Annotated in this window: 19 protein-coding genes; 11 read left to right on the top strand and 8 right to left on the bottom strand. The window is 64.1% G+C overall.

Going from position 1 to position 17,248, the window contains the following annotated elements:
* Positions 1-80: 80 nt before the first annotated feature.
* The 5 genes from JYK05_RS15245 (at position 81) to JYK05_RS15225 (ending at position 4,835) form a co-directional block, all read left to right on the top strand.
* Entirely contained in the window at positions 81-1,589 is a 1,509-nt protein-coding gene (locus JYK05_RS15245; RefSeq protein WP_206469263.1) for a UdgX family uracil-DNA binding protein, read from the top strand.
* A 117-nt stretch (positions 1,590-1,706) separates the two neighbouring features.
* Complete coding sequence (locus tag JYK05_RS15240) at positions 1,707-2,201, top strand: hypothetical protein (RefSeq protein ID WP_206469261.1); 495 nt, start codon at positions 1,707-1,709, stop codon at positions 2,199-2,201.
* Between the two features lie 163 nt (positions 2,202-2,364).
* A complete protein-coding gene (locus tag JYK05_RS15235) occupies positions 2,365-2,964 on the top strand; it encodes a glycosyltransferase family 9 protein (protein ID WP_206469259.1) in 600 nt (199 codons plus the stop codon).
* A 19-nt stretch (positions 2,965-2,983) separates the two neighbouring features.
* Positions 2,984-3,145, top strand: a complete 162-nt coding sequence (locus JYK05_RS15230; RefSeq protein ID WP_175941075.1) for a hypothetical protein — start codon at positions 2,984-2,986, stop codon at positions 3,143-3,145.
* A gap of 148 nt (positions 3,146-3,293) precedes the next feature.
* Positions 3,294-4,835, top strand: coding sequence for a methyl-accepting chemotaxis protein (locus tag JYK05_RS15225; RefSeq protein ID WP_206469571.1), 1,542 nt, complete (start codon positions 3,294-3,296; stop codon positions 4,833-4,835).
* 20 nt (positions 4,836-4,855) lie between these two features.
* On the opposite strand, the gene JYK05_RS15220 is transcribed toward JYK05_RS15225, so the two are convergent.
* Positions 4,856-6,055, bottom strand: a complete 1,200-nt coding sequence (locus tag JYK05_RS15220; RefSeq protein WP_206469257.1) for a M20 aminoacylase family protein — start codon at positions 6,053-6,055, stop codon at positions 4,856-4,858.
* Positions 6,056-6,075: 20 nt separating this feature from the next.
* Here JYK05_RS15220 and JYK05_RS15215 point away from each other — a divergent pair, with 20 nt between their 5' ends.
* On the top strand, positions 6,076-6,291 hold the full coding sequence (locus tag JYK05_RS15215; protein ID WP_206469255.1) for a hypothetical protein: 216 nt from the start codon (positions 6,076-6,078) through the stop codon (positions 6,289-6,291).
* A 106-nt stretch (positions 6,292-6,397) separates the two neighbouring features.
* Here the strand turns inward: JYK05_RS15215 and JYK05_RS15210 are convergent, their stop codons facing one another.
* Both JYK05_RS15210 and JYK05_RS15205 read right to left on the bottom strand, forming a co-directional pair.
* The gene (locus JYK05_RS15210; protein WP_241269975.1) at positions 6,398-7,033 is read right to left on the bottom strand and encodes a hypothetical protein; all 636 of its coding nucleotides are present in this window, start codon (positions 7,031-7,033) and stop codon (positions 6,398-6,400) included.
* Positions 7,034-7,058: 25 nt separating this feature from the next.
* On the bottom strand, positions 7,059-7,274 hold the full coding sequence (locus JYK05_RS15205; protein WP_175941073.1) for a hypothetical protein: 216 nt from the start codon (positions 7,272-7,274) through the stop codon (positions 7,059-7,061).
* A 65-nt stretch (positions 7,275-7,339) separates the two neighbouring features.
* On the opposite strand from JYK05_RS15205, the gene JYK05_RS15200 reads away from it, so the two are divergent.
* Positions 7,340-8,500, top strand: coding sequence for a metallophosphoesterase (locus tag JYK05_RS15200; RefSeq protein ID WP_175941072.1), 1,161 nt, complete (start codon positions 7,340-7,342; stop codon positions 8,498-8,500).
* A gap of 292 nt (positions 8,501-8,792) precedes the next feature.
* Here the strand turns inward: JYK05_RS15200 and msrB are convergent, their stop codons facing one another.
* The 3 genes from msrB to JYK05_RS15185 are packed head-to-tail and all read right to left on the bottom strand — an operon-like array spanning position 8,793 to position 11,029.
* The gene (msrB, locus tag JYK05_RS15195; RefSeq protein WP_175941071.1) at positions 8,793-9,299 is read right to left on the bottom strand and encodes a peptide-methionine (R)-S-oxide reductase MsrB; all 507 of its coding nucleotides are present in this window, start codon (positions 9,297-9,299) and stop codon (positions 8,793-8,795) included.
* A gap of 45 nt (positions 9,300-9,344) precedes the next feature.
* Positions 9,345-10,106 carry an ABC transporter permease gene (locus JYK05_RS15190; RefSeq protein ID WP_175941070.1) on the bottom strand — a complete coding sequence of 254 codons (762 nt, stop codon included), beginning with the start codon at positions 10,104-10,106 and terminating at the stop codon, positions 9,345-9,347.
* Positions 10,103-11,029, bottom strand: coding sequence for an ABC transporter ATP-binding protein (locus JYK05_RS15185; protein ID WP_175941069.1), 927 nt, complete (start codon positions 11,027-11,029; stop codon positions 10,103-10,105). Before JYK05_RS15185 ends, JYK05_RS15190 begins: the two co-directional genes overlap by 4 nt.
* A gap of 118 nt (positions 11,030-11,147) precedes the next feature.
* Between JYK05_RS15185 and JYK05_RS15180 the strand changes: the two genes are divergently transcribed.
* The gene (locus tag JYK05_RS15180; protein ID WP_175941068.1) at positions 11,148-11,627 is read left to right on the top strand and encodes a 2,4'-dihydroxyacetophenone dioxygenase family protein; all 480 of its coding nucleotides are present in this window, start codon (positions 11,148-11,150) and stop codon (positions 11,625-11,627) included.
* A gap of 16 nt (positions 11,628-11,643) precedes the next feature.
* Here the strand turns inward: JYK05_RS15180 and JYK05_RS15175 are convergent, their stop codons facing one another.
* A complete protein-coding gene (locus JYK05_RS15175; RefSeq protein WP_175941067.1) occupies positions 11,644-12,798 on the bottom strand; it encodes a DUF2827 domain-containing protein in 1,155 nt (384 codons plus the stop codon).
* Complete coding sequence (locus tag JYK05_RS15170) at positions 12,795-13,931, bottom strand: DUF2827 domain-containing protein (RefSeq protein ID WP_206469253.1); 1,137 nt, start codon at positions 13,929-13,931, stop codon at positions 12,795-12,797. Before JYK05_RS15170 ends, JYK05_RS15175 begins: the two co-directional genes overlap by 4 nt.
* A gap of 327 nt (positions 13,932-14,258) precedes the next feature.
* Here JYK05_RS15170 and JYK05_RS15165 point away from each other — a divergent pair, with 327 nt between their 5' ends.
* The 3 genes from JYK05_RS15165 (at position 14,259) to JYK05_RS15155 (ending at position 17,174) form a co-directional block, all read left to right on the top strand.
* Positions 14,259-15,110, top strand: coding sequence for a 3-hydroxybutyryl-CoA dehydrogenase (locus JYK05_RS15165; protein ID WP_175941066.1), 852 nt, complete (start codon positions 14,259-14,261; stop codon positions 15,108-15,110).
* A 146-nt stretch (positions 15,111-15,256) separates the two neighbouring features.
* Positions 15,257-16,429 (top strand): AI-2E family transporter YdiK, encoded by a 1,173-nt coding sequence (gene ydiK / locus JYK05_RS15160; protein ID WP_206469252.1) that lies wholly within the window; start codon positions 15,257-15,259, stop codon positions 16,427-16,429.
* Between the two features lie 184 nt (positions 16,430-16,613).
* On the top strand, positions 16,614-17,174 hold the full coding sequence (locus JYK05_RS15155) for a DUF6572 domain-containing protein (protein ID WP_241269974.1): 561 nt from the start codon (positions 16,614-16,616) through the stop codon (positions 17,172-17,174).
* The last annotated feature ends 74 nt before the right edge of the window (positions 17,175-17,248 follow it).

Raw genomic sequence — 17,248 nt, 5'->3', positions numbered from 1 at the left:
TTGCCTACCGGCCGGAGCCGTCGCTAGAATTACTGTATGGATATACAGTACTTTTCGGCTTTTTCTGGTTCCGGTTTCCGATGAAAAGCGTCACTCTTGATCCCTCGTTCGCTGCATGGCGCACCGTCGCGCGCTCGCTCGTCATGGAGGGCGTGCCGCCGGAAGACGTGCTGTGGCGGGAATCGAGCGCATCGGCCACCGTGTTCGGCACCGTCGGTGCGGCGTGCGGCCCGGCGAACCCGAATGCGCCGAAGCCCGTGAAAATCGCCCGCGAATTTCTCGCCATGCTGGAAACGGCGGCGTGTTACCGCGCGCCGGACCGCTGGCCGTTTCTGTACAAGGTGCTGTGGCGCTGGACGCAGGGCGATCGCGCGGTGGCATCGCCGGAAGACGAGGACGGGCAGCGGCTCCTTCGAATGATCGAAATCGTGGAGGCGGAAGAAACCAGAATGCGCAAGACGCTGCGCTTCAGGCACCGGGATTCGTCGCTCGGGCCGCCGGAGTTCATCAGTTGGTGCGAGCCGGTGCACGACCTGCTGGAGCACGCCGCCATGTATTTCGCCACGCGCATGGGCAGCGCCACGTGGATGATCGCCACGCCGCACGGCGCGGCGTTCTGGGACGGCGCCCTGCTGCGCGTGGACCGCACGAGCGAGCCGGAGGAAAAGCCCATGGACTTCGGCGTGGGCCCGGACGCCATGAGCGGCGAGGCCGTGAGCGGCGATGCCATCGAGGCATTGTGGCTCGCGTATTACGAGAGCACCTTCACGCCGGCGCAGGAAAATGCCGCCGAAATGGCGTCGCACATGCCGGTGCGCTACTGGAAGAACTCGGACAACAAGCGCGCCGATCCCGCGCTGATCGCCCGCGCCGATCCTTACACGCGGCGCGACCGCCATCCGTGCAACGTGCCGGCGGACATGGAAGTCGCGCTGAATACGGATCTCGAGCCGCTCAACGGCACGTCGCTGAAGGAGCCGCCCTCGCTTGACGCGTGCAAACGCTGCTCGCTCTGGCGCAACGCGACGCAGGCCGTGCCGGGCGCGGGTCCGGCGGGTGCGCGCGTCATGCTGGTCGGCGAGCAGCCGGGCGATCACGAAGACCGCGAGGGCAAGCCGTTCGTCGGTCCGGCGGGGAAACTGCTCGACGAGGCCATCCGCGAGGCGCAGCTCGAACGCGAATCGCTTTATATGACCAACGCGGTGAAGCATTTCAAGTGGGACGCGCACGGAAAGGACAACGAGCGGCTGCACGTCACGCCGTCGCAACGCGAGCGCGAAGCCTGCCGCCACTGGCTCGACGAAGAACTGACGCGCATCGGGCCGAAGGTGGTCGTCGCGCTCGGGGCCACGGCGCTCAAGGCGCTGACCGGGCATCGCACGGCGCTTTCCGAGTATCTCGGCAAGACGATCGAGCACAAGGGGCGCATTGTCGTGCCGACCTATCATCCGTCGTATCTGCTGCGCCTGACCGACGACACAATCCGCGCGGAAGTGTTCGGAACCATTGTCGAAGCGCTCGTGTTCGCGCAGCAAATCGCCGACGGCACCGCTACCGTGCGCACGCCGGTCAAGGACCCGACGCGCTGACGTCAATTGCAACAACCGGAAACAGAGCGCAACAAGACGAAAGCATCGTCAACGGTCGTGTAAGCAAAGCGTTATACCGGTGTCGCGCCGCTTGGGCGCTTTCTTCAAGACACTTTTATGGCCGCTCTTCCGCTCGACGCCTTGCAGCAGCAAATCTCCGTGACCGCGCTCGTGCCGAAGTCGGCGAGACAGTTGCACACCGAACGCGAGCGCATCGTCGCCCGCGCCGGCTGGCTGCTCAATGCGACCATCGCGCTGGCGGTCGTAGGCGCGGCGCTCGTCGCGTGGCTGCCGTTTTCGCCGCTGCCGCGCGAAATCCGCTTCGGCGTGCAGGAAGTGCTGGGCGTCGCGGCGTTCGCGTCGTGCCTGTTCCTGCTTCACGAGCGCGCCGAACTCATGCTCGGCCTCTACGATTACGAGCCCGTCGAGCAGACGACGCAGGGCGAATTGCGCGCGCTCTTGCATCGCGTGCCGGAAGGCGCGTCCTATCAGCAGGCGCTCGCCGCCGACAACCGCACCTTCGTGACCGGCGAAATCGACGGCATCCGCCGCCGCGCCGACGCCTTCACGCCGCAAACCTTGCCCGCCGAGGACGGTCCTACCGAGACTTGAGCCTTCTGGCATCCTCCGGCAACGAAAACCGCCGCTCTCGCTTAACGCGAAGCGGCGGTTTTACTTTGGCTTTGCGCCTTACCGCACGGTCAGCTGGGCATGCGACGTGCTGGAACTACTCCCGCAGTCCGCTTACGCGGCCACGCCCTTTGCAGGAGTCAGAATGCGAGCCCATCCCTTTTCCGAACTGACCGACGTGCTCTCACCGGATCTCGCGCTCGTTCCCGATGCGCCGAGCGCCGGACCGCGCGCGCCGTCGGGCGACATGTCGGACGCGGAATACGACGAACTCGTCGCGTTTCACGGCATCGAACGCGAGCGGCTGGTGCTGATTCATCCGGGCAGCCATATGTCCACGCCCGCGTGGAGCGCCGAGCAATACGCCGATGTCGCCGATCAGCTCGCCGCCGATGGCTGGCAGATCGCGATTGTCGGCGACGCGCCCGAGCCCGAGCGCACCGCCGGCGTGCTCGGCGCGATGCAGACGGCGGCGCTCTTTCTGGCGGGCGCGGTCGGGCCGCGCACGCTGCCGCGCCTGATCGCGGATGCACAGCTTCTCCTCTCCGACGACGCCGCCGCGCCCTCGCCCGTCGCGGTCGCGCGCGCGCTCGGCACGCCGCATATCGTGCTCGCCGAGCAGCCGCGCGCCGTCGGCAGCGATACGATCACGCGACGCGCGCGCGCCGAACTATCCGATGTCGAGCACGCGCATCCGGGCCGTCCGTTCACGCTGCACATGCCAGCCGTGTACGATGCCTCGTGACCTTCTTTCGGGGACCATCATGAAATTCGACTTGCAGACCAGTCCCGTTCCGGACCCGATTGCGGACCCGAACCGTGATCCGGAAGCCGATCCGCTCACGCCGCCCTCGCCGGGGCATCGCCCGGAAGAGCCGCAGCATCCGGACGCGCCGCCCGACAAGGACCCGATCCGGCGCTTCTGAGCCGCCGCGCGAGCCTCGCTTTACGGGTATCCCCGCCCTTCAACCGCCGCATCGCCTGCCGTAAAGCAGACGAGCGGCGGCGCGCGCCGTCGCTTCGTGGAAGACACGTTAATCCAACGAAGACATCGCGGGCGCACCTATGAACAAAATGACGTTGAACAAGAAGCTCGGCTCGCTGATCGCCGTGCTGTGGATCGGGCTGATCGCCATCGGCGTGATCGGCGCGTGGCAGAACCGCGCGTCGATGATCGATGACCGCAAGGAGCAGCTGAAGTCGCTCGTCGGCGAGGCGCATGCGATCGTGTCGCACTACGCCGCGCTCGCCGCCAACAAGACCCTGACCGACGACGAAGCCAAGAAACAGGCGCTGTCGGTTGTCGCCGCGATCCGTTACGGCAAGGACGGCTATCTGTCGATCAACGACTCGCACCCGACCATGGTCATGCATCCGATCAAGCCCGCGATGATCGGCCAGGACATGTCGAATTACACCGATCCGGCGGGCACGCGGCTCTTTGTCGATATCGTCAAGGCAGGCGACCAGCCGGGCGGCGGCTTCGTCAACTATCTCTGGTCGAAGCCGGGCAACGACAAGCCGGTCGCCAAGCTCTCGTATTCGCAACGGTTTGCGCCGTGGGACTGGTACATCGTGACCGGCATGTACATGGACGACGTGCAAAGCGCGTTCTATGCGAGCGCCCTGCGCTGGCTGCTCGTCACGGTGCTTCTGGGCGCGGCGGCGACCGCGGCGATGCTCGTCGTCGTGCGCAGCATCAAGCGCAATCTCGGCGGCGAACTGGAATTGGCAGTGGGCGCCGCGCACCGCATGGCGGAGGGCGACCTGACGACCGCCGTGACCGTGCATCCGGACGACACGACGAGCCTGCTCCACGCCCTTTCGACGATGCAGCGCGGACTCGTCGAGACCGTTTCGCGCGTGCGCAACGGAACCGAGAACATCAACGTGGGCGCCTCCGAAATCGCCGCGGGCAACACCGACCTTTCGCAGCGCACCGAAGAACAGGCGGCCGCGCTCGTACAGACGGCGTCGAGCATGGACGAGATGACCGCCAATGTGAAGAACAACGCGCAAAGCGCAGCGCAGGCGGCGCAGCTCGCGGGGCAGGCGGCAGACGTGGCGACGCGCGGCAGCGGCGTGGTCAGCGAAGTCATCGACACGATGACGCGCATCACCGCGAGTTCGCAGCAGATCGGCGACATCATCGGCGTGATCGACGGCATCGCGTTCCAGACGAACATTCTGGCGCTGAACGCCGCGGTGGAAGCGGCGCGCGCGGGCGAACAGGGCCGCGGCTTCGCGGTGGTCGCGGCGGAAGTGCGCAGCCTCGCGCAACGCTCCGCAACGGCGGCCAAGGAGATCAAGGCGCTGATCGAGACGTCGACGCAGACGGTGCAGCAAGGCGCGTCGCTCGTTTCGAACGCGGGCGCGACGATGGGCGAAATCGTGCAGTCGGTGCGCCGCGTGAACGAGATTCTCGACGAAATCAGCGATGCCTCGCGCGAGCAGAGCGCGGGCATCGAACAGGTGAATCGCGCGGTCGTCGAAATGGACCAGGTGACGCAGCAGAACGCGGCGCTCGTCGAGCAAGCCGCGGCCGCCGCGCATTCGCTGAAGGATCAGGTGGATGTGCTGCGCGAGGCGATCGGCAGTTTCAAGCTGCCCGCGTAGCTGTCACACAGCCGGGCGGCTCACGCTTCCAGAAATCGCTCGACGAGCCGCGCCCAGTACGCCGCGCCGACCGGCAGATTCTTGTCGTTGAAGTCGTAATGCGGGTTGTGGACCATGCAGCCGTCCTCGCCCGCACCGTTGCCGATGCGCAGGAACGTGCCCGGCCGCTCCTGCAACATGAATGCGAAATCCTCGCTGCCCATTAGCAGATCCGCGTGCGCGACGACGTTTTCCTCGCCGACCAGTTCGCGCGCCACTTGCGTCGCGAACTCGGTCTGCGCGTCCGAATTGACGACGACCGGATAGCCTTCGAGATACTTCACCGTCGCTTTTGCGCCGTAGCTCGCCGCCTGCGACTCCACCAGTTCCTGAATGCGGCGCTTGAGCAGCGCGCGCACTTCCGGGCTGAACGAGCGCACCGACAGTTCGAGCGTCGCGCGGTTCGGAATCACGTTGTTGACCGTCCCCGCGTGCATGGAGCCGACCGTCACGACGGCGGGCTGCGCCGGGTCGACGTTGCGCGCGACGATCGTCTGAAGCGCCATGACGATGCTCGCCGCGACGACCACCGGATCGACCGACAGATGCGGCCGCGCCGCATGACCGCCGACGCCTTCGATCACGATCGACACCTGATCGCCCGCCGCCATGAACGGCCCCTTGCGGAAGAGGAACGTGCCCGGCTGCGCGCCCGGATGGTTGTGCACGCCGAACACGGCGTCGCAATGAAAGCGGTCGAAGAGGCCCTCCTCGATCATCTTTTGCGCGCCGCTCGGCACGCCATGCTCTTCCGCCGGCTGAAAATACAGGTGCACCGTGCCGTTGAAGCGCCGCGTGCGCGCCAGATGGCGCGCCGCGCCGAGCAGCATGGTCGTGTGGCCGTCGTGACCGCACGCGTGCATTTTGCCGGGCGTTTCGCTCGCGTACGGTTTGCCGGATTGCTCGAGAATCGGCAGCGCGTCCATGTCCGCGCGCAAACCGATGCTCTTCGTCCCGTCGCCCGCCTTCAGCGTGCCGACGACGCCCGTGCCGCCGATGCCGCGCGTCACCTGCCAGCCCCACTCTTCCAGCTTCGCGGCGACGAGCGCGGCGGTGCGCGTCTCTTCGTACGACAACTCCGGATGCCGGTGGATGTCGTGGCGAATCTCGCGCAGCGAGAGCGCGTCGTCGGCGAGATCGGCGATTTCGGTGTAGCGGTGGTGGGACGAAACGGTCGTCATGGAAGAAGCCCTTGCTAAAGATGAGTCTGGCGGCGCGCCGCAAAGCGCTGAAGCCGCGCAGCCGCGAAAGCAGAAAGGCGCACATCTTCCTCCAGTCGGCCGATGCTTGCCAGTTTCGCGTGACGCGCTGTGCGTTTTTTGCACGGTGGCTGCGCGTGGGCGGCGCGGACTGGCTTTCTCAGAGGCTGGCGAAACGTTTGGAATCGAAGCCGCAATTCCGCGCGATGCGGATATGAGGCCGCACGAGCGTCTGCCGCGTGGCGGAAATGCTGAGACACGGCACGGTCGCATCCACGCCGGAACGCGCTTCGCGTAGAAGTCTGGCGCTTCGCGCCGCTGCGTCTACTGCCCGGCGCTGGTCGCGCTGGCAGGCGTCACCTTCACCGCCGCCGCCGATACGAACACGGCGTGAACCGTATCGCCCTTTCTCAGCTTCTGCTCTTCGAGCGCCGGCGAGATGTCCAGCGTCTCCGTGCGCCACGGGCCGCGCAGCGTAATCGTGTGCCGTTTGTTATCGATATGTTCGACGGTCGCGAGAATCTCCACCCGCCTCGACGACTCAAAACCGCTCGCGCCGCCCGGCCCGGACGCGGGCGCGATCGACTGCGTGTCGACGCGCGTGCGCACGCCCTTGCCCCGTCCGTTCACTTTCTCGGCCGTCACGAGAAGAGCGTTCTTATAGAGCACGTCCACCTTGTCGCCGACGTGGAGCTGGTCGAAATTCGTCACCTCCTTGCTGACGATGAACGAAGCATCGCCACGCGGACCGTGAACCGTCACCATGCGGCTTGCGGGATCGATGCCGGTGATCGTCGCCTGAATGTGGACCGGCTGCGCAGAAGCGATGACTTCCTGCGCCTCCTTGCTCAACGCGTCGTCGGCTTGCGCGAATACCGCGCCGGGCGTTGCGACGATGATTGCGAACGAGGCCGAGGCCATCGTCGCGAGAAATGGAAACACGCGCCGTTTCGTCTTCATGTGCGTAGGCTCCTTGCCGAAGGGTTCAGTGCCTGCCATTCAATATCACGTTGCTCGGGCGGCTGAAATCGAATCGCTCTATGCGTTGCGGCGGCACCAAAGAATCGTCTAATCGAATGTCAAACATCGTCGATTCGACGATCATCTGCACCGACTTCGACCCCTCAAGGCGGATTTCCCGGCGAACCGGTAGAATCGGCTGCCTGATGGCGACCGTCTGCGTCGCGTCTTGTGAATCCACACCAACCTTCTTTCATGGGGCGGAGCGCAGCGCAACGAGCGCCGACCCGGCCCGACAGGGGCGCTATGCGACGTTCCGCATTCTTCATCCGGTTCATCGGTGTCGGTGTTCTGTTTCACGTCTATGTCGGCTGGCGGCTCATTCCGGCAGCGCCCGTCGGCATGCCGGTCAAGGTGCTCGCGGCTGCGTGGCTTGTCGCGTCGCTGATTCTGATTCCGCTCGGGATGATGGCGCGCAACATCGAGGCGCAGCCGCTTTCCGACCGTCTCGCGTGGTGCGGCCTCACCGCGATGGGCTTCTTCTCGTCGCTGCTGTTGTTGACGTTCGCACGCGATGTCCTGCTCTTGTGCGTTCATCTCGCCGACTGGTTGCGCGGCGCGCCCATCGGTTCGCCCTCGCTCGTCGCCGAGAGCGCGCTCGCCGTGCCGATTCTGGCCATCCTGCTATCCGCGATCGGCTTCTACAACGCCCGCAAGCGCGCGCCGATCGTCACCGTCGACGTGCCGATCGCCAATCTGCCCGCCGCGCTCGACGGCTTCACCATCGTGCAGATCAGCGACATCCACGTCGGCCCGACGATCAAGCGGCCTTACGTGGAGCGCATCGTCGCAGCGGTGAACGGCCTCGCGCCGGACGTTATCGCGGTGACGGGCGATGTCGTCGACGGCGCCGTGGCGCATCTCGCGGATCACACGCGCCCGCTCGCCGGCTTGAGCGCGCGGCACGGCGCATTTCTCGTGACGGGCAACCACGAGTATTACTCGGGCGCGGACAAGTGGATCGCGGAGTTTCGTCGGCTCGGGCTGAAGGTGCTGCTGAATCAGCATGTGGTGGTGGATCATGATGGCGCGCAGGCCGTAATCGCGGGCGTCACCGATTACAGCGCGGGCAGCTTCGACCCGGCGCACCGCAGCGATCCGGCGAAGGCACTCGACGGCGCACCGGCCGATGCGCTCGTGCGCGTCTTGCTCGCGCACCAGCCGCGTACCGCGCCGGCGGCGGCGGAAGCGGGCTTCACGTTGCAGCTTTCGGGACACACGCACGGCGGCCAGTTCCTGCCGTGGAACTTCTTCGTGCGCCTCCAGCAACCGTTCGTCGCTGGACTCGTGAAGTTCAACGGGCTCTGGGTCTATACGAGTCGCGGGACGGGATACTGGGGCCCGCCGAAACGGCTCGGCGCGCCGTCCGAGATCACGCGCGTGCGGCTGGTGCCCGCGACCGCGTAGATGGGAGGAAGTGGACGCGCGTCGATGTCGCGCGTCCGGCGCTCAGGGAAAGCGCGACGTCCGGACACGGGAACGAACGGACGCCCTCCGTCGGCGAGCGGGATCCCTGCCGACGAAGTAGCGACAACGTAAAGAAGTGCCGGATCATCGGCCACTCGATATTTCTTAATATGCCGACCGGCGCGCGGCGGCTCTTGTCGATTGTCAGGGAGTGCGAACTTTTTTTGCCCCGGGTGGCGAAGCAACGCATAGGCACAACAAGACACGCCTCGCGATTGCCGCCGACAACATCTCACGTCGCCTGAAAGACGAGCGCCGCGCCGTTGATGCAATAGCGCAAGCCTGTTGGATTCGGGCCGTCGTCGAACACATGGCCCAGGTGACCGCCGCAACGCCGGCAATGCACTTCGTTCGGCAACGGTATCGACGCGGTGCTCGCATGCGTCGCCACCGCGCCGTCCAGCGGCACCCAGAAGCTCGGCCAGCCGGTTCCGCTTTCGAATTTCGTCTCAGACGAAAAGAGCGGCAATCCGCAGCCCGCGCACGCGAACGTTCCCCTGCGGCTTTCTTCGAGAAGCGGACTCGAAAACGGCGGCTCGGTCGCCCCACGCCGCAACACGCGATACTGCCGCGCGGACAAGCGCCGGCGCCAGTGCGTGCGGCTGTGCTCGACCTCGAACTCAGGAATGCCGCTGGCCCGCGTGGCGGCCATCCCCTGCCGCCACGGCGCAATGCCGCCCGCCAGCGTCGCGGCCATCGCGCCAAGGAAATTTCGTTTCGTGCGTCTGATGATTTTCATCGAATGAACGCCTCCTCCTTTCCCGTCGCGTGGCGCCGCTCTTTGCTACGCCTTCAGTCGATACCCGGTCTTGAAGATCCACGCGACGATGGCGATGAAGATTGCCAGGAACACGAGCGTCATCGCAAGGCTTGTGCCGACTTGCACGTCCGCGAGGCCATAGAAGCTCCAGCGGAATCCGCTGATGAGATAGACGACGGGATTGAACAGCGCGACCGTCTTCCAGAACGGCGGAAGGATATTGATCGAATAGAAGCTGCCGCCGAGAAACGTGAGCGGCGTCACGATCAGAAGTGGAATGATCTGTAGTTTCTCGAAGCCGTCGGCCCATATTCCGATGATGAAACCGAGCAGGCTGAAAGTCACCGAGGTCAGCAACAGGAACAAAATCATCCATATTGGATGATCGATGCGCAGCGGCACGAAAAGCCGAGCCGTGGCAAGAATGATGAGGCCGAGAATGATCGACTTCGTGGCCGCCGCGCCGACGTAGCTGATGACCAGCTCCATATACGACACCGGCGCGGACAGCAGTTCGTAGATGGTGCCGGTAAAGCGCGGAAAGTAGATGCCGAACGACGCATTCGCGATGCTCTGCGTGAGCAGCGACAACATGACGAGCCCCGGCACGATGAACGCGCCGTAGCTGATGCCGTCCACTTCCGGAATGCGAGTGCCGATGGCAGCGCCGAACACGACGAAGTAAAGCGATGTGGAGATGACCGGCGACACGATGCTTTGCATCAACGTGCGTCCGGCGCGCGCCATCTCGAAGCGGTAGATTGCACGAACTGCGTGTAGATTCATTTGGCGTCCCTGACGAGGCTCACGAAGATATCTTCCAGCGAGCTTTGCGTCGTTTGCAGATCCCTGAAGCGCACGCCGGCTTCGTCGACATGGCGCAAGAGCGCGATAATGCGCCCCGGCTCGTCGTGCGCGTCATACGTATAAGTGAGTTCCGTGCCGCTCGCCGACAGCGTGAGACCGTACGGCGCGAGCGGCGCGGGAACGGCGGCGAGCGGTTGCTCCAGTTGCAGCGTGAGATTCTTCTGCCCGAGCTTGCGCATCAGTTCGGCTTTTTCTTCGACGAGCACGATCTCGCCGCGATTGATGACGCCGATGCGGTCGGCCATCTCCTCCGCTTCCTCGATGTAATGCGTCGTCAGAATGATGGTGACGCCCTTCTCCTTCAGCGCCCGCACGAGATTCCACATATCGCGGCGCAGTTCGACGTCCACGCCGGCTGTCGGCTCGTCGAGAAAGAGAATGTCCGGCTCGTGCGAGAGCGCCTTGGCAATCAGCACGCGCCGTTTCATGCCGCCGGAGAGCGTCATGATCTTGTTGTCCTTCTTGCTCCACAGCGACAGTGACTTCAAGACACGCTCGATGTGCGCGGGATTCGGCGCGCGCCCGAACAGTCCTCGGCTGAACGATACGGTGGCCCACACGGTCTCGAACGCGTCGGTCGTGAGTTCTTGCGGCACGAGCCCGATCATCGCGCGGGCGGCGCGGTAGTCGGTGACGATATCGTGACCCGCGACGGTGACCTGCCCCTGGCTCGCTCTCACAATGCCGCAGACGGTGGAGATGAGCGTCGTCTTGCCTGCCCCGTTCGGACCGAGCAGCGCAAAAATTTCGCCGCGCCGGATCTCCAGGTTCACGTCCTTGAGCGCAGAAAATCCCGACGCGTAGGTCTTGGAGAGATTGGAAATAGTGATGATGTTCGGCATGGCGTGGACGATAGCAGATACCGCGCGATTCGGCATGAACCAAGGGGTCGTCCGAATGGCCGATGTTCGGCGCGCCGGGCGATGCCTACAATGTGTCCGCCAAAGCCAGGGAGCCGACATGTTTTTCGAACAGATTGAGACCGCCTGCCTCAACGACGCGGACGTGCCGTGGGTGCCGTTCACGCCCTACAGCGAGCATGTGATGGTGAAGTACTTCAAGCTGGACGCGATTCGCGGCGAGACCATCGCGCTATTGAAAGCGCCGGCCAAAGGCGAGATGCCGCGCCACCGGCATACCGGCACGGTCATCGTCTATACGGTGCAAGGACGCTGGAAGTATCGCGAGCACGACTGGGTCGCCGAGACAGGCAGCATCGTGTATGAAACCGCCGGATCGAGTCACACGCCGGAAGCCGTCGCGCCGCAGCCGGGCGCGCCGGACATCATCACGCTGAACATCATTCACGGCGAACTCGTGTTCGTCGACGAGAACGGGCGCGCGCTCGCCACGGAGAACTGGCGCAGCGGCTGGGATCGATACGTGGGCTATTGCCGCGCGCATGGCCTGACGCCGAAAGATTTGACGGCGTTCGGCTAGCGCGCGGGCCGTTGCATCAAGGCTTCGCGAAGAGCGCGTCGAGCGCGTCCGAATAGGCGCGCACGTTGGCTTCGTGCAGCGGGTCGAGCGTCCGCAGAAACGCCTGCGCGGTCGCGCGGTAAGCATCGAGATTCGCGTCGTGTTGCTCGAACGCCGTGCGCAACGCGCGGCCGCCGTCTTCGCAGTCGAAACCGTGATAGCGGTAGCCGCACGCCCCGATGAGATGCGAGTTGTGAATCAGCGGATAGCCGCCGTGAAGCGCCTCGTAATACAGATAATTCTGCGCGTTCTCCCAGTGATGACTGACCACCGCATCGACTTCACGCGGCACGATCTGCGCAAACGGAAAGCGCGCTTCGAATGAAGCGAGGTTATGCCTGACCACGTCGAGACTGCGCGCGAACTCGACGAACGTCGGCTGCTCTTTCAGCTTCGCGGTGCCGTAGACGCGCACGGCGTCGATTACGTTCGGATCGGCGCGATGTGCGCACTCGCAACTGAGCAGCGGCACGTAGCTCGTCTTCACCATCGAGACATTCGGTTCGAAGATGCCGATGCGCCAGCGCCGCTTGCCCGGCTGATAACCGAACGCGAGGCCATCGGGCAGATTGCGCGCGTCCTGTTCGAGAAGCATCGGGCTCCAGATGTGCGGCACGATGGTGACCGGCGCGCGGCCGAGCGCCTGAAAGTACGGTTTGCACGACTTCTCGTACTCGGGCAGCGTCCACACGGCATCGTAGGGCACTTGCGGCACGAGTCCCGCTGGCGGCAACGAGAAGATCATGCGCTCGATATCGAGCACGTAGTCATTGCCGACGCGCATCGACACGATCTTCCCGCCGCGCTCGCGAAACCTGAGCACCCAGTCGCGCTGAAGCTGCGCGTGCAGCTCGATCATGACATCGAGACGACCGAGCGCCGATTCCGGCTCGATGATCGGCGCGGGCGCATCGGCCATGAAGCGTTTCGCGTCCTCGCGCGTGCCGTCCCCGCTCGCGACGATGTACACCGCGTCCACGCGCGGCGAGCGTGCCAGCAGTTGAATGAGGAACAGCGCGTTCTGCGCGATGCCGCTCTCGAACATGGACTGTCCGCCTGCGCGGACATACACGGACACGCCTACGCGCAGGCGGCGCGGCGTTTTTTTGCTGGCGGTGTTGATGGAGCTCATCGCGCGCCGCTCCGGTTCGGTCGGTTCCAAAGATGCATCAGACGATGCGCGTAAGCGTCGAGATTGGCCGGATTGAACGGATTCACGGCGTCGATCACGCGATTCGCGCGCGCCCGGTATTCGTCGAGCGCGGCGTCGTGCTCGCGCAGCGCGCGCAACAACTGACGCGCGCCTTCCTGAACGTCGAAGTCGGGATAGTAGTAGCCCGCGTCTGCAAGCCACGGCGAGTTGTGGATCAGCGGATAGCCGCCGTACAGCGCATCGAGGTAAAGATAATTCTGGTCGTTGGCCCATTGATGCGACACGATCGCGTCGCCGTGCATCGCCATGAAGCTCACGACATCGTGCCGGCCCTCGAAAAGCGCGCGATGATCCCGCACGAGGTCGAGCGAATTCGCCATGTGCAGAAGCGTCGGGTGTTCCTTCATGTGGACGGTGTTGAGCGCGATCATGGACGCGACACTACCGCTCTCGGCGCGATACGCCTCTTCGCAGATCAGCATGGGAATGGCCGAGGCTTTCTGCACCGAGATGTTCGGTTCGAGGATTCCGACGCGCAGCCCCTGCGCGCCCGCCTCCGCCCGCGTGCGGTAACCGTAGTCGTAGCCGTGTTGCGCGACATGCGCGATGCGCGCCTGCAAGAACTGCGGATGCCAGATATAGGGCACCTCGAACACGTCGCAGCGATGCACCGTGCGCATGATCGGCGCGGACGGCGCGTCCTTCGACAGCAGCCAGACTTCGTCGCAGCGGTCGGGGCGCGACATGTGGCTCGGCTTCTCGAACACGGCGGGTTCGACGAGTCCGAGATACGGCTGACCCACCACATAAAACACGACCTTGCGCCCGCGCGCGCGCATCAGGTCGAGCCAGCCGACATCGAGCGCGCCGCCCAGCTCGATCACAACATCGACGGCATCGGTGGCCTCGCGAGTGCCGATCACGCGCAGCTTCTTGCCGGCCACGTCGACGTCCTGCGGCATGGCCGACAGCGCGCCGACATCGATCAGGACGACGGACGAAACGAACGGCAGACGCTGAAACAGTTCCGCGAGAAAGACGATGTTCTGGCCCATCCCGTTGGACCAAATGCTTTGTCCTTCGTAACTCGCCATCGAAATGCCGATTCTCATTGACACCACTTTCAAGACTCCGAAAAGACGCTGCCGGACGTCCGGCGAGGCAAGCACGACACAGCGCCGTTGCGCAAGACCGGCGCGGCTTCGAAAGTTGATTCAGGACAATGACCGAAACGCGGAAAAAATCGAAGCGACGCGACGGGGCGAATCAAGGGCCGCGCATTCTATCAACTGCTCCGCGGCCGTCGTTTGATGAACTGAGTGTAGGTCAAAGATTAGGAAATATCGCATGGTCAAGGCGTGGCTCGACGCTGCTGTTTAGAATCAGCGTGGGCGCACGAATCAACTATCCCAACGCATCACGAACAGGAGAAATGCAGGATGAACATTCAGACCGTCGGTATCGTCGGGGCAGGAACGATGGGCAACGGCATCGCGCAGGTCGCGGCCGTCGCGGGCTTCGACGTCGTGATGATCGACGTCACCGACGCGGCGCTCGCCAAGGGCGTCGCCACGCTGACCGCGAGCCTCGAACGCCTCGTCGCGAAGGACAAGCTCGACGCCGCCACGCGCGACGCGGCCATCGCGCGCATCGAGACGTCCACGGACTATGCGCGGCTTTCTAAAGCGGACATCGTGATCGAAGCAGCGACCGAGAACGTCGAGCTCAAGCATCGCATTCTCGGACAAATCGAGGCGGCGGCGCGCCCGGACGCGATCATCGCATCGAACACGTCGTCCATTTCGATTACCGCGCTCGCCGCGACGCTCGCGCATCCGGAGCGCTTCATCGGCATGCACTTCTTTAATCCGGTGCCGCTCCTGCAACTGGTGGAAGTGATCCGCGGCGTGCAGACGAGCGACGAAACGGTGGCCGCCGTGCGCGAACTCACCGAGAAGCTCGACAAGTCGCCGATCGGCGTGCGTAATTCGCCCGGCTTCGTCGTCAATCGCGTGCTCGTGCCGATGATCAACGAGGCGTTTTTCGTGCTGTACGAAGGCGTGGCAACGGCCGAGGAGATCGACACCGGCATGAAACTCGGCGCGAATCACCCGATCGGCCCGCTCGCGCTCGCGGATTTGATCGGCCTCGACGTGTGCCTCTCCGTGATGGACGTCTTCCTGAAAGACTTCGGCGATTCCAAGTACCGCGCGTGCCCGTTGCTGCGCGAACTCGTCGCCGCGGGGCATCTCGGACGCAAGACCAAGCGCGGCGTGTACCGCTACGACTGAGCGGTCGGGCGGCGGCGCGCCATGCATCGGATACCGTATGATCGCGGTCTTCCGCTGCAAGGCGCTTGCTTGCGCCACCGCTTTGGCTTATTCCTTAGCGGATGCGCCAATCCCGCGCTCTCGAATCGTCCCGACACCTACGCATCATGCAAATCTCTCCCAACGGGCAGCCGAACCTGAATCCGCGACAGCCGGTCGACATCGCCCGCATTCTGCTCGTGATCGCTATTCTTTCGGCGCTCGCGGCCGGCAGCCTTTTCATTCTGCGTCCGTTTCTGCCGGGTCTCATCTGGGCGACCACGATCGTCGTCGCCACGTGGCCGCTGATGCTCGCGGTGCAGCGTCGCTGCGGCAATCGCCGCTGGATTGCGACCACGGTCATGCTGCTCGGGCTGCTGATCGTGATCGTGCTGCCGCTCTATCAGGCGATCAGCACGCTCGCGCTGCATGGCGGCGAGATCATGTCCGCGATCAAGAGCCTGCCGACGTACGCGCTGCCGCCGCCGCCCGCCTGGGTCCACGACGTTCCGCTCGTCGGGCAGCGCGTCTCGACCGAATGGCAATCGCTTTCCGACGCCGGCCCCGGCGGCATGCTCGCGAAGCTCGAGCCTTACGTGACCATCGCGGCGCGCTGGATGCTCTCGCACGCGGCGGTCGTCGGCGTGTTCGTCATGCACATGGTCATCACCATCATCATCGCCGGGATTCTGTACACGCGCGGCGAGGCGGCGGGCAGCTTCGTGGTGCGCTTAGCGACGCGCGTCGCGGCGCAGCGCGGCGCCGAGGCCGTCAAGCTCGCGGGGCTCGCCGTGCGGGCGGTGGCACTCGGCATTGTGGTGACGGCGGTCACGCAGTCGGCGCTCGGCGGAATCGGTCTGTGGATCGCCGGGGTGCCGGCCGCCGGCGTGATCACGGCGGTCATGCTCATGCTCTGTCTCGCGCAAATCGGCCCGCTTCTGCCGCTGCTCGGCGGCGTCGCATGGCTTTTCTGGCACGGCTCGCACGTCGCGGCGGCTTTGTTACTGGTGTGGTCGCTCATGATCGCGATGCTCGACAACTTCCTGCGTCCGCTGCTGATTCAGCGCGGCGTCAATCTGTCGATGCTGCTCATTCTGTCCGGCGTACTGGGCGGCATGTTCGCATTCGGAATAGTCGGATTATTCATCGGGCCCGTTATTCTTGCGGTGACGTCCACCATTTTGAATGCGTGGATTAACGAACAGCCGTCCATGCCTCAAGTCGACGCAATCGCCAACGAAGATATCGCCCGCGCCGCGCCGGAAAAGGGTTTGCCGGACGCGTCGCGGCCGCGCCCGTGATTATCTCAAAACATGTCTTTTTACAGAATCAGACAGAAGTATCGGATTAATTCCAAATGTGTCTTAGGAGTGTGACTAAAAACGCTGTTGCGCCTTACAGCACACGGCGTTTCGCGCGGAATCGACGGCACACATCCGTTACAATGCGGGTCTTTGATACTTGCCCGCTGAAGGGCGTAGGGGAATGACCATGTCTTTGCGCGACGTGGACGCCATCGATTACATCGGAATCAATATTCTGTTCAAGCAGGTATATGTTGGCCTTTTCGACGAACTCGACTGGCAAGACGAAGAACTGCATCAGGATTTACTGACGAAGAAAATCGACCGCTACACCCGATATATCCGGTCGGGTAAATTACTACTGAATTATCCGAAAGTCCGGGGTTATGAAATCGTGATCGAATACGTTTCGATGCACGCCATGCCCCCGTCCGCCGCCGCGTTCTGGAGAACGCGCGAGAGCCTTATTCGCAGCGCGGGCTTCGCCGTCCGCACGCGTGGCGTCGATGTGCGCCGTTCGCTCGGGCTCAAAGCCGAGGAACCGGCGCAAGTCGTGGTGGCAGAAGAGGTCGAAGAACTCGTCGAGCCGCCTGCGCTGGAAGTCCTCGACCCGGAGCCGCGCATGCATCTGGCGGAAAGCGCCGAAATCGCTTTTTTGCCGCCGCTGGTATCGCAGCAGCGTCGCGCGCATACGCTGCCGATTCTCACCCGCTTGTCGCTGCGGCGTTCGGCTTCGATGTAGTCATCGAAAACAGCGAACTAAAGAAATGAAAAGGCGAGGCCCCGTGCCTCGCCTTTTTTCGTTCGCGATACCGC

It is taken from the genome of Caballeronia sp. M1242 (assembly GCF_017220215.1).
GTDB lineage: Bacteria > Pseudomonadota > Gammaproteobacteria > Burkholderiales > Burkholderiaceae > Caballeronia.
Note: the sequence above shows the minus strand (reverse complement) of the source record. Positions and strands in the feature narration are given on the sequence as shown.

Coding starts and splice junctions, on each gene's coding strand:
- JYK05_RS15245 (WP_206469263.1), top strand. CDS start 81: ATGAAAAGCGTCACTCTTGATCCCTCGTTCGCTGCATGGCGCACCGTC.
- JYK05_RS15240 (WP_206469261.1), top strand. CDS start 1,707: ATGGCCGCTCTTCCGCTCGACGCCTTGCAGCAGCAAATCTCCGTGACC.
- JYK05_RS15235 (WP_206469259.1), top strand. CDS start 2,365: ATGCGAGCCCATCCCTTTTCCGAACTGACCGACGTGCTCTCACCGGAT.
- JYK05_RS15230 (WP_175941075.1), top strand. CDS start 2,984: ATGAAATTCGACTTGCAGACCAGTCCCGTTCCGGACCCGATTGCGGAC.
- JYK05_RS15225 (WP_206469571.1), top strand. CDS start 3,294: ATGACGTTGAACAAGAAGCTCGGCTCGCTGATCGCCGTGCTGTGGATC.
- JYK05_RS15220 (WP_206469257.1), bottom strand. CDS start 6,055: ATGACGACCGTTTCGTCCCACCACCGCTACACCGAAATCGCCGATCTC.
- JYK05_RS15215 (WP_206469255.1), top strand. CDS start 6,076: ATGAGTCTGGCGGCGCGCCGCAAAGCGCTGAAGCCGCGCAGCCGCGAA.
- JYK05_RS15210 (WP_241269975.1), bottom strand. CDS start 7,033: ATGAAGACGAAACGGCGCGTGTTTCCATTTCTCGCGACGATGGCCTCG.
- JYK05_RS15200 (WP_175941072.1), top strand. CDS start 7,340: ATGCGACGTTCCGCATTCTTCATCCGGTTCATCGGTGTCGGTGTTCTG.
- msrB (WP_175941071.1), bottom strand. CDS start 9,299: ATGAAAATCATCAGACGCACGAAACGAAATTTCCTTGGCGCGATGGCC.
- JYK05_RS15190 (WP_175941070.1), bottom strand. CDS start 10,106: ATGAATCTACACGCAGTTCGTGCAATCTACCGCTTCGAGATGGCGCGC.
- JYK05_RS15185 (WP_175941069.1), bottom strand. CDS start 11,029: ATGCCGAACATCATCACTATTTCCAATCTCTCCAAGACCTACGCGTCG.
- JYK05_RS15180 (WP_175941068.1), top strand. CDS start 11,148: ATGTTTTTCGAACAGATTGAGACCGCCTGCCTCAACGACGCGGACGTG.
- JYK05_RS15175 (WP_175941067.1), bottom strand. CDS start 12,798: ATGAGCTCCATCAACACCGCCAGCAAAAAAACGCCGCGCCGCCTGCGC.
- JYK05_RS15170 (WP_206469253.1), bottom strand. CDS start 13,931: ATGAGAATCGGCATTTCGATGGCGAGTTACGAAGGACAAAGCATTTGG.
- JYK05_RS15165 (WP_175941066.1), top strand. CDS start 14,259: ATGAACATTCAGACCGTCGGTATCGTCGGGGCAGGAACGATGGGCAAC.
- ydiK (WP_206469252.1), top strand. CDS start 15,257: ATGCAAATCTCTCCCAACGGGCAGCCGAACCTGAATCCGCGACAGCCG.
- JYK05_RS15155 (WP_241269974.1), top strand. CDS start 16,614: ATGACCATGTCTTTGCGCGACGTGGACGCCATCGATTACATCGGAATC.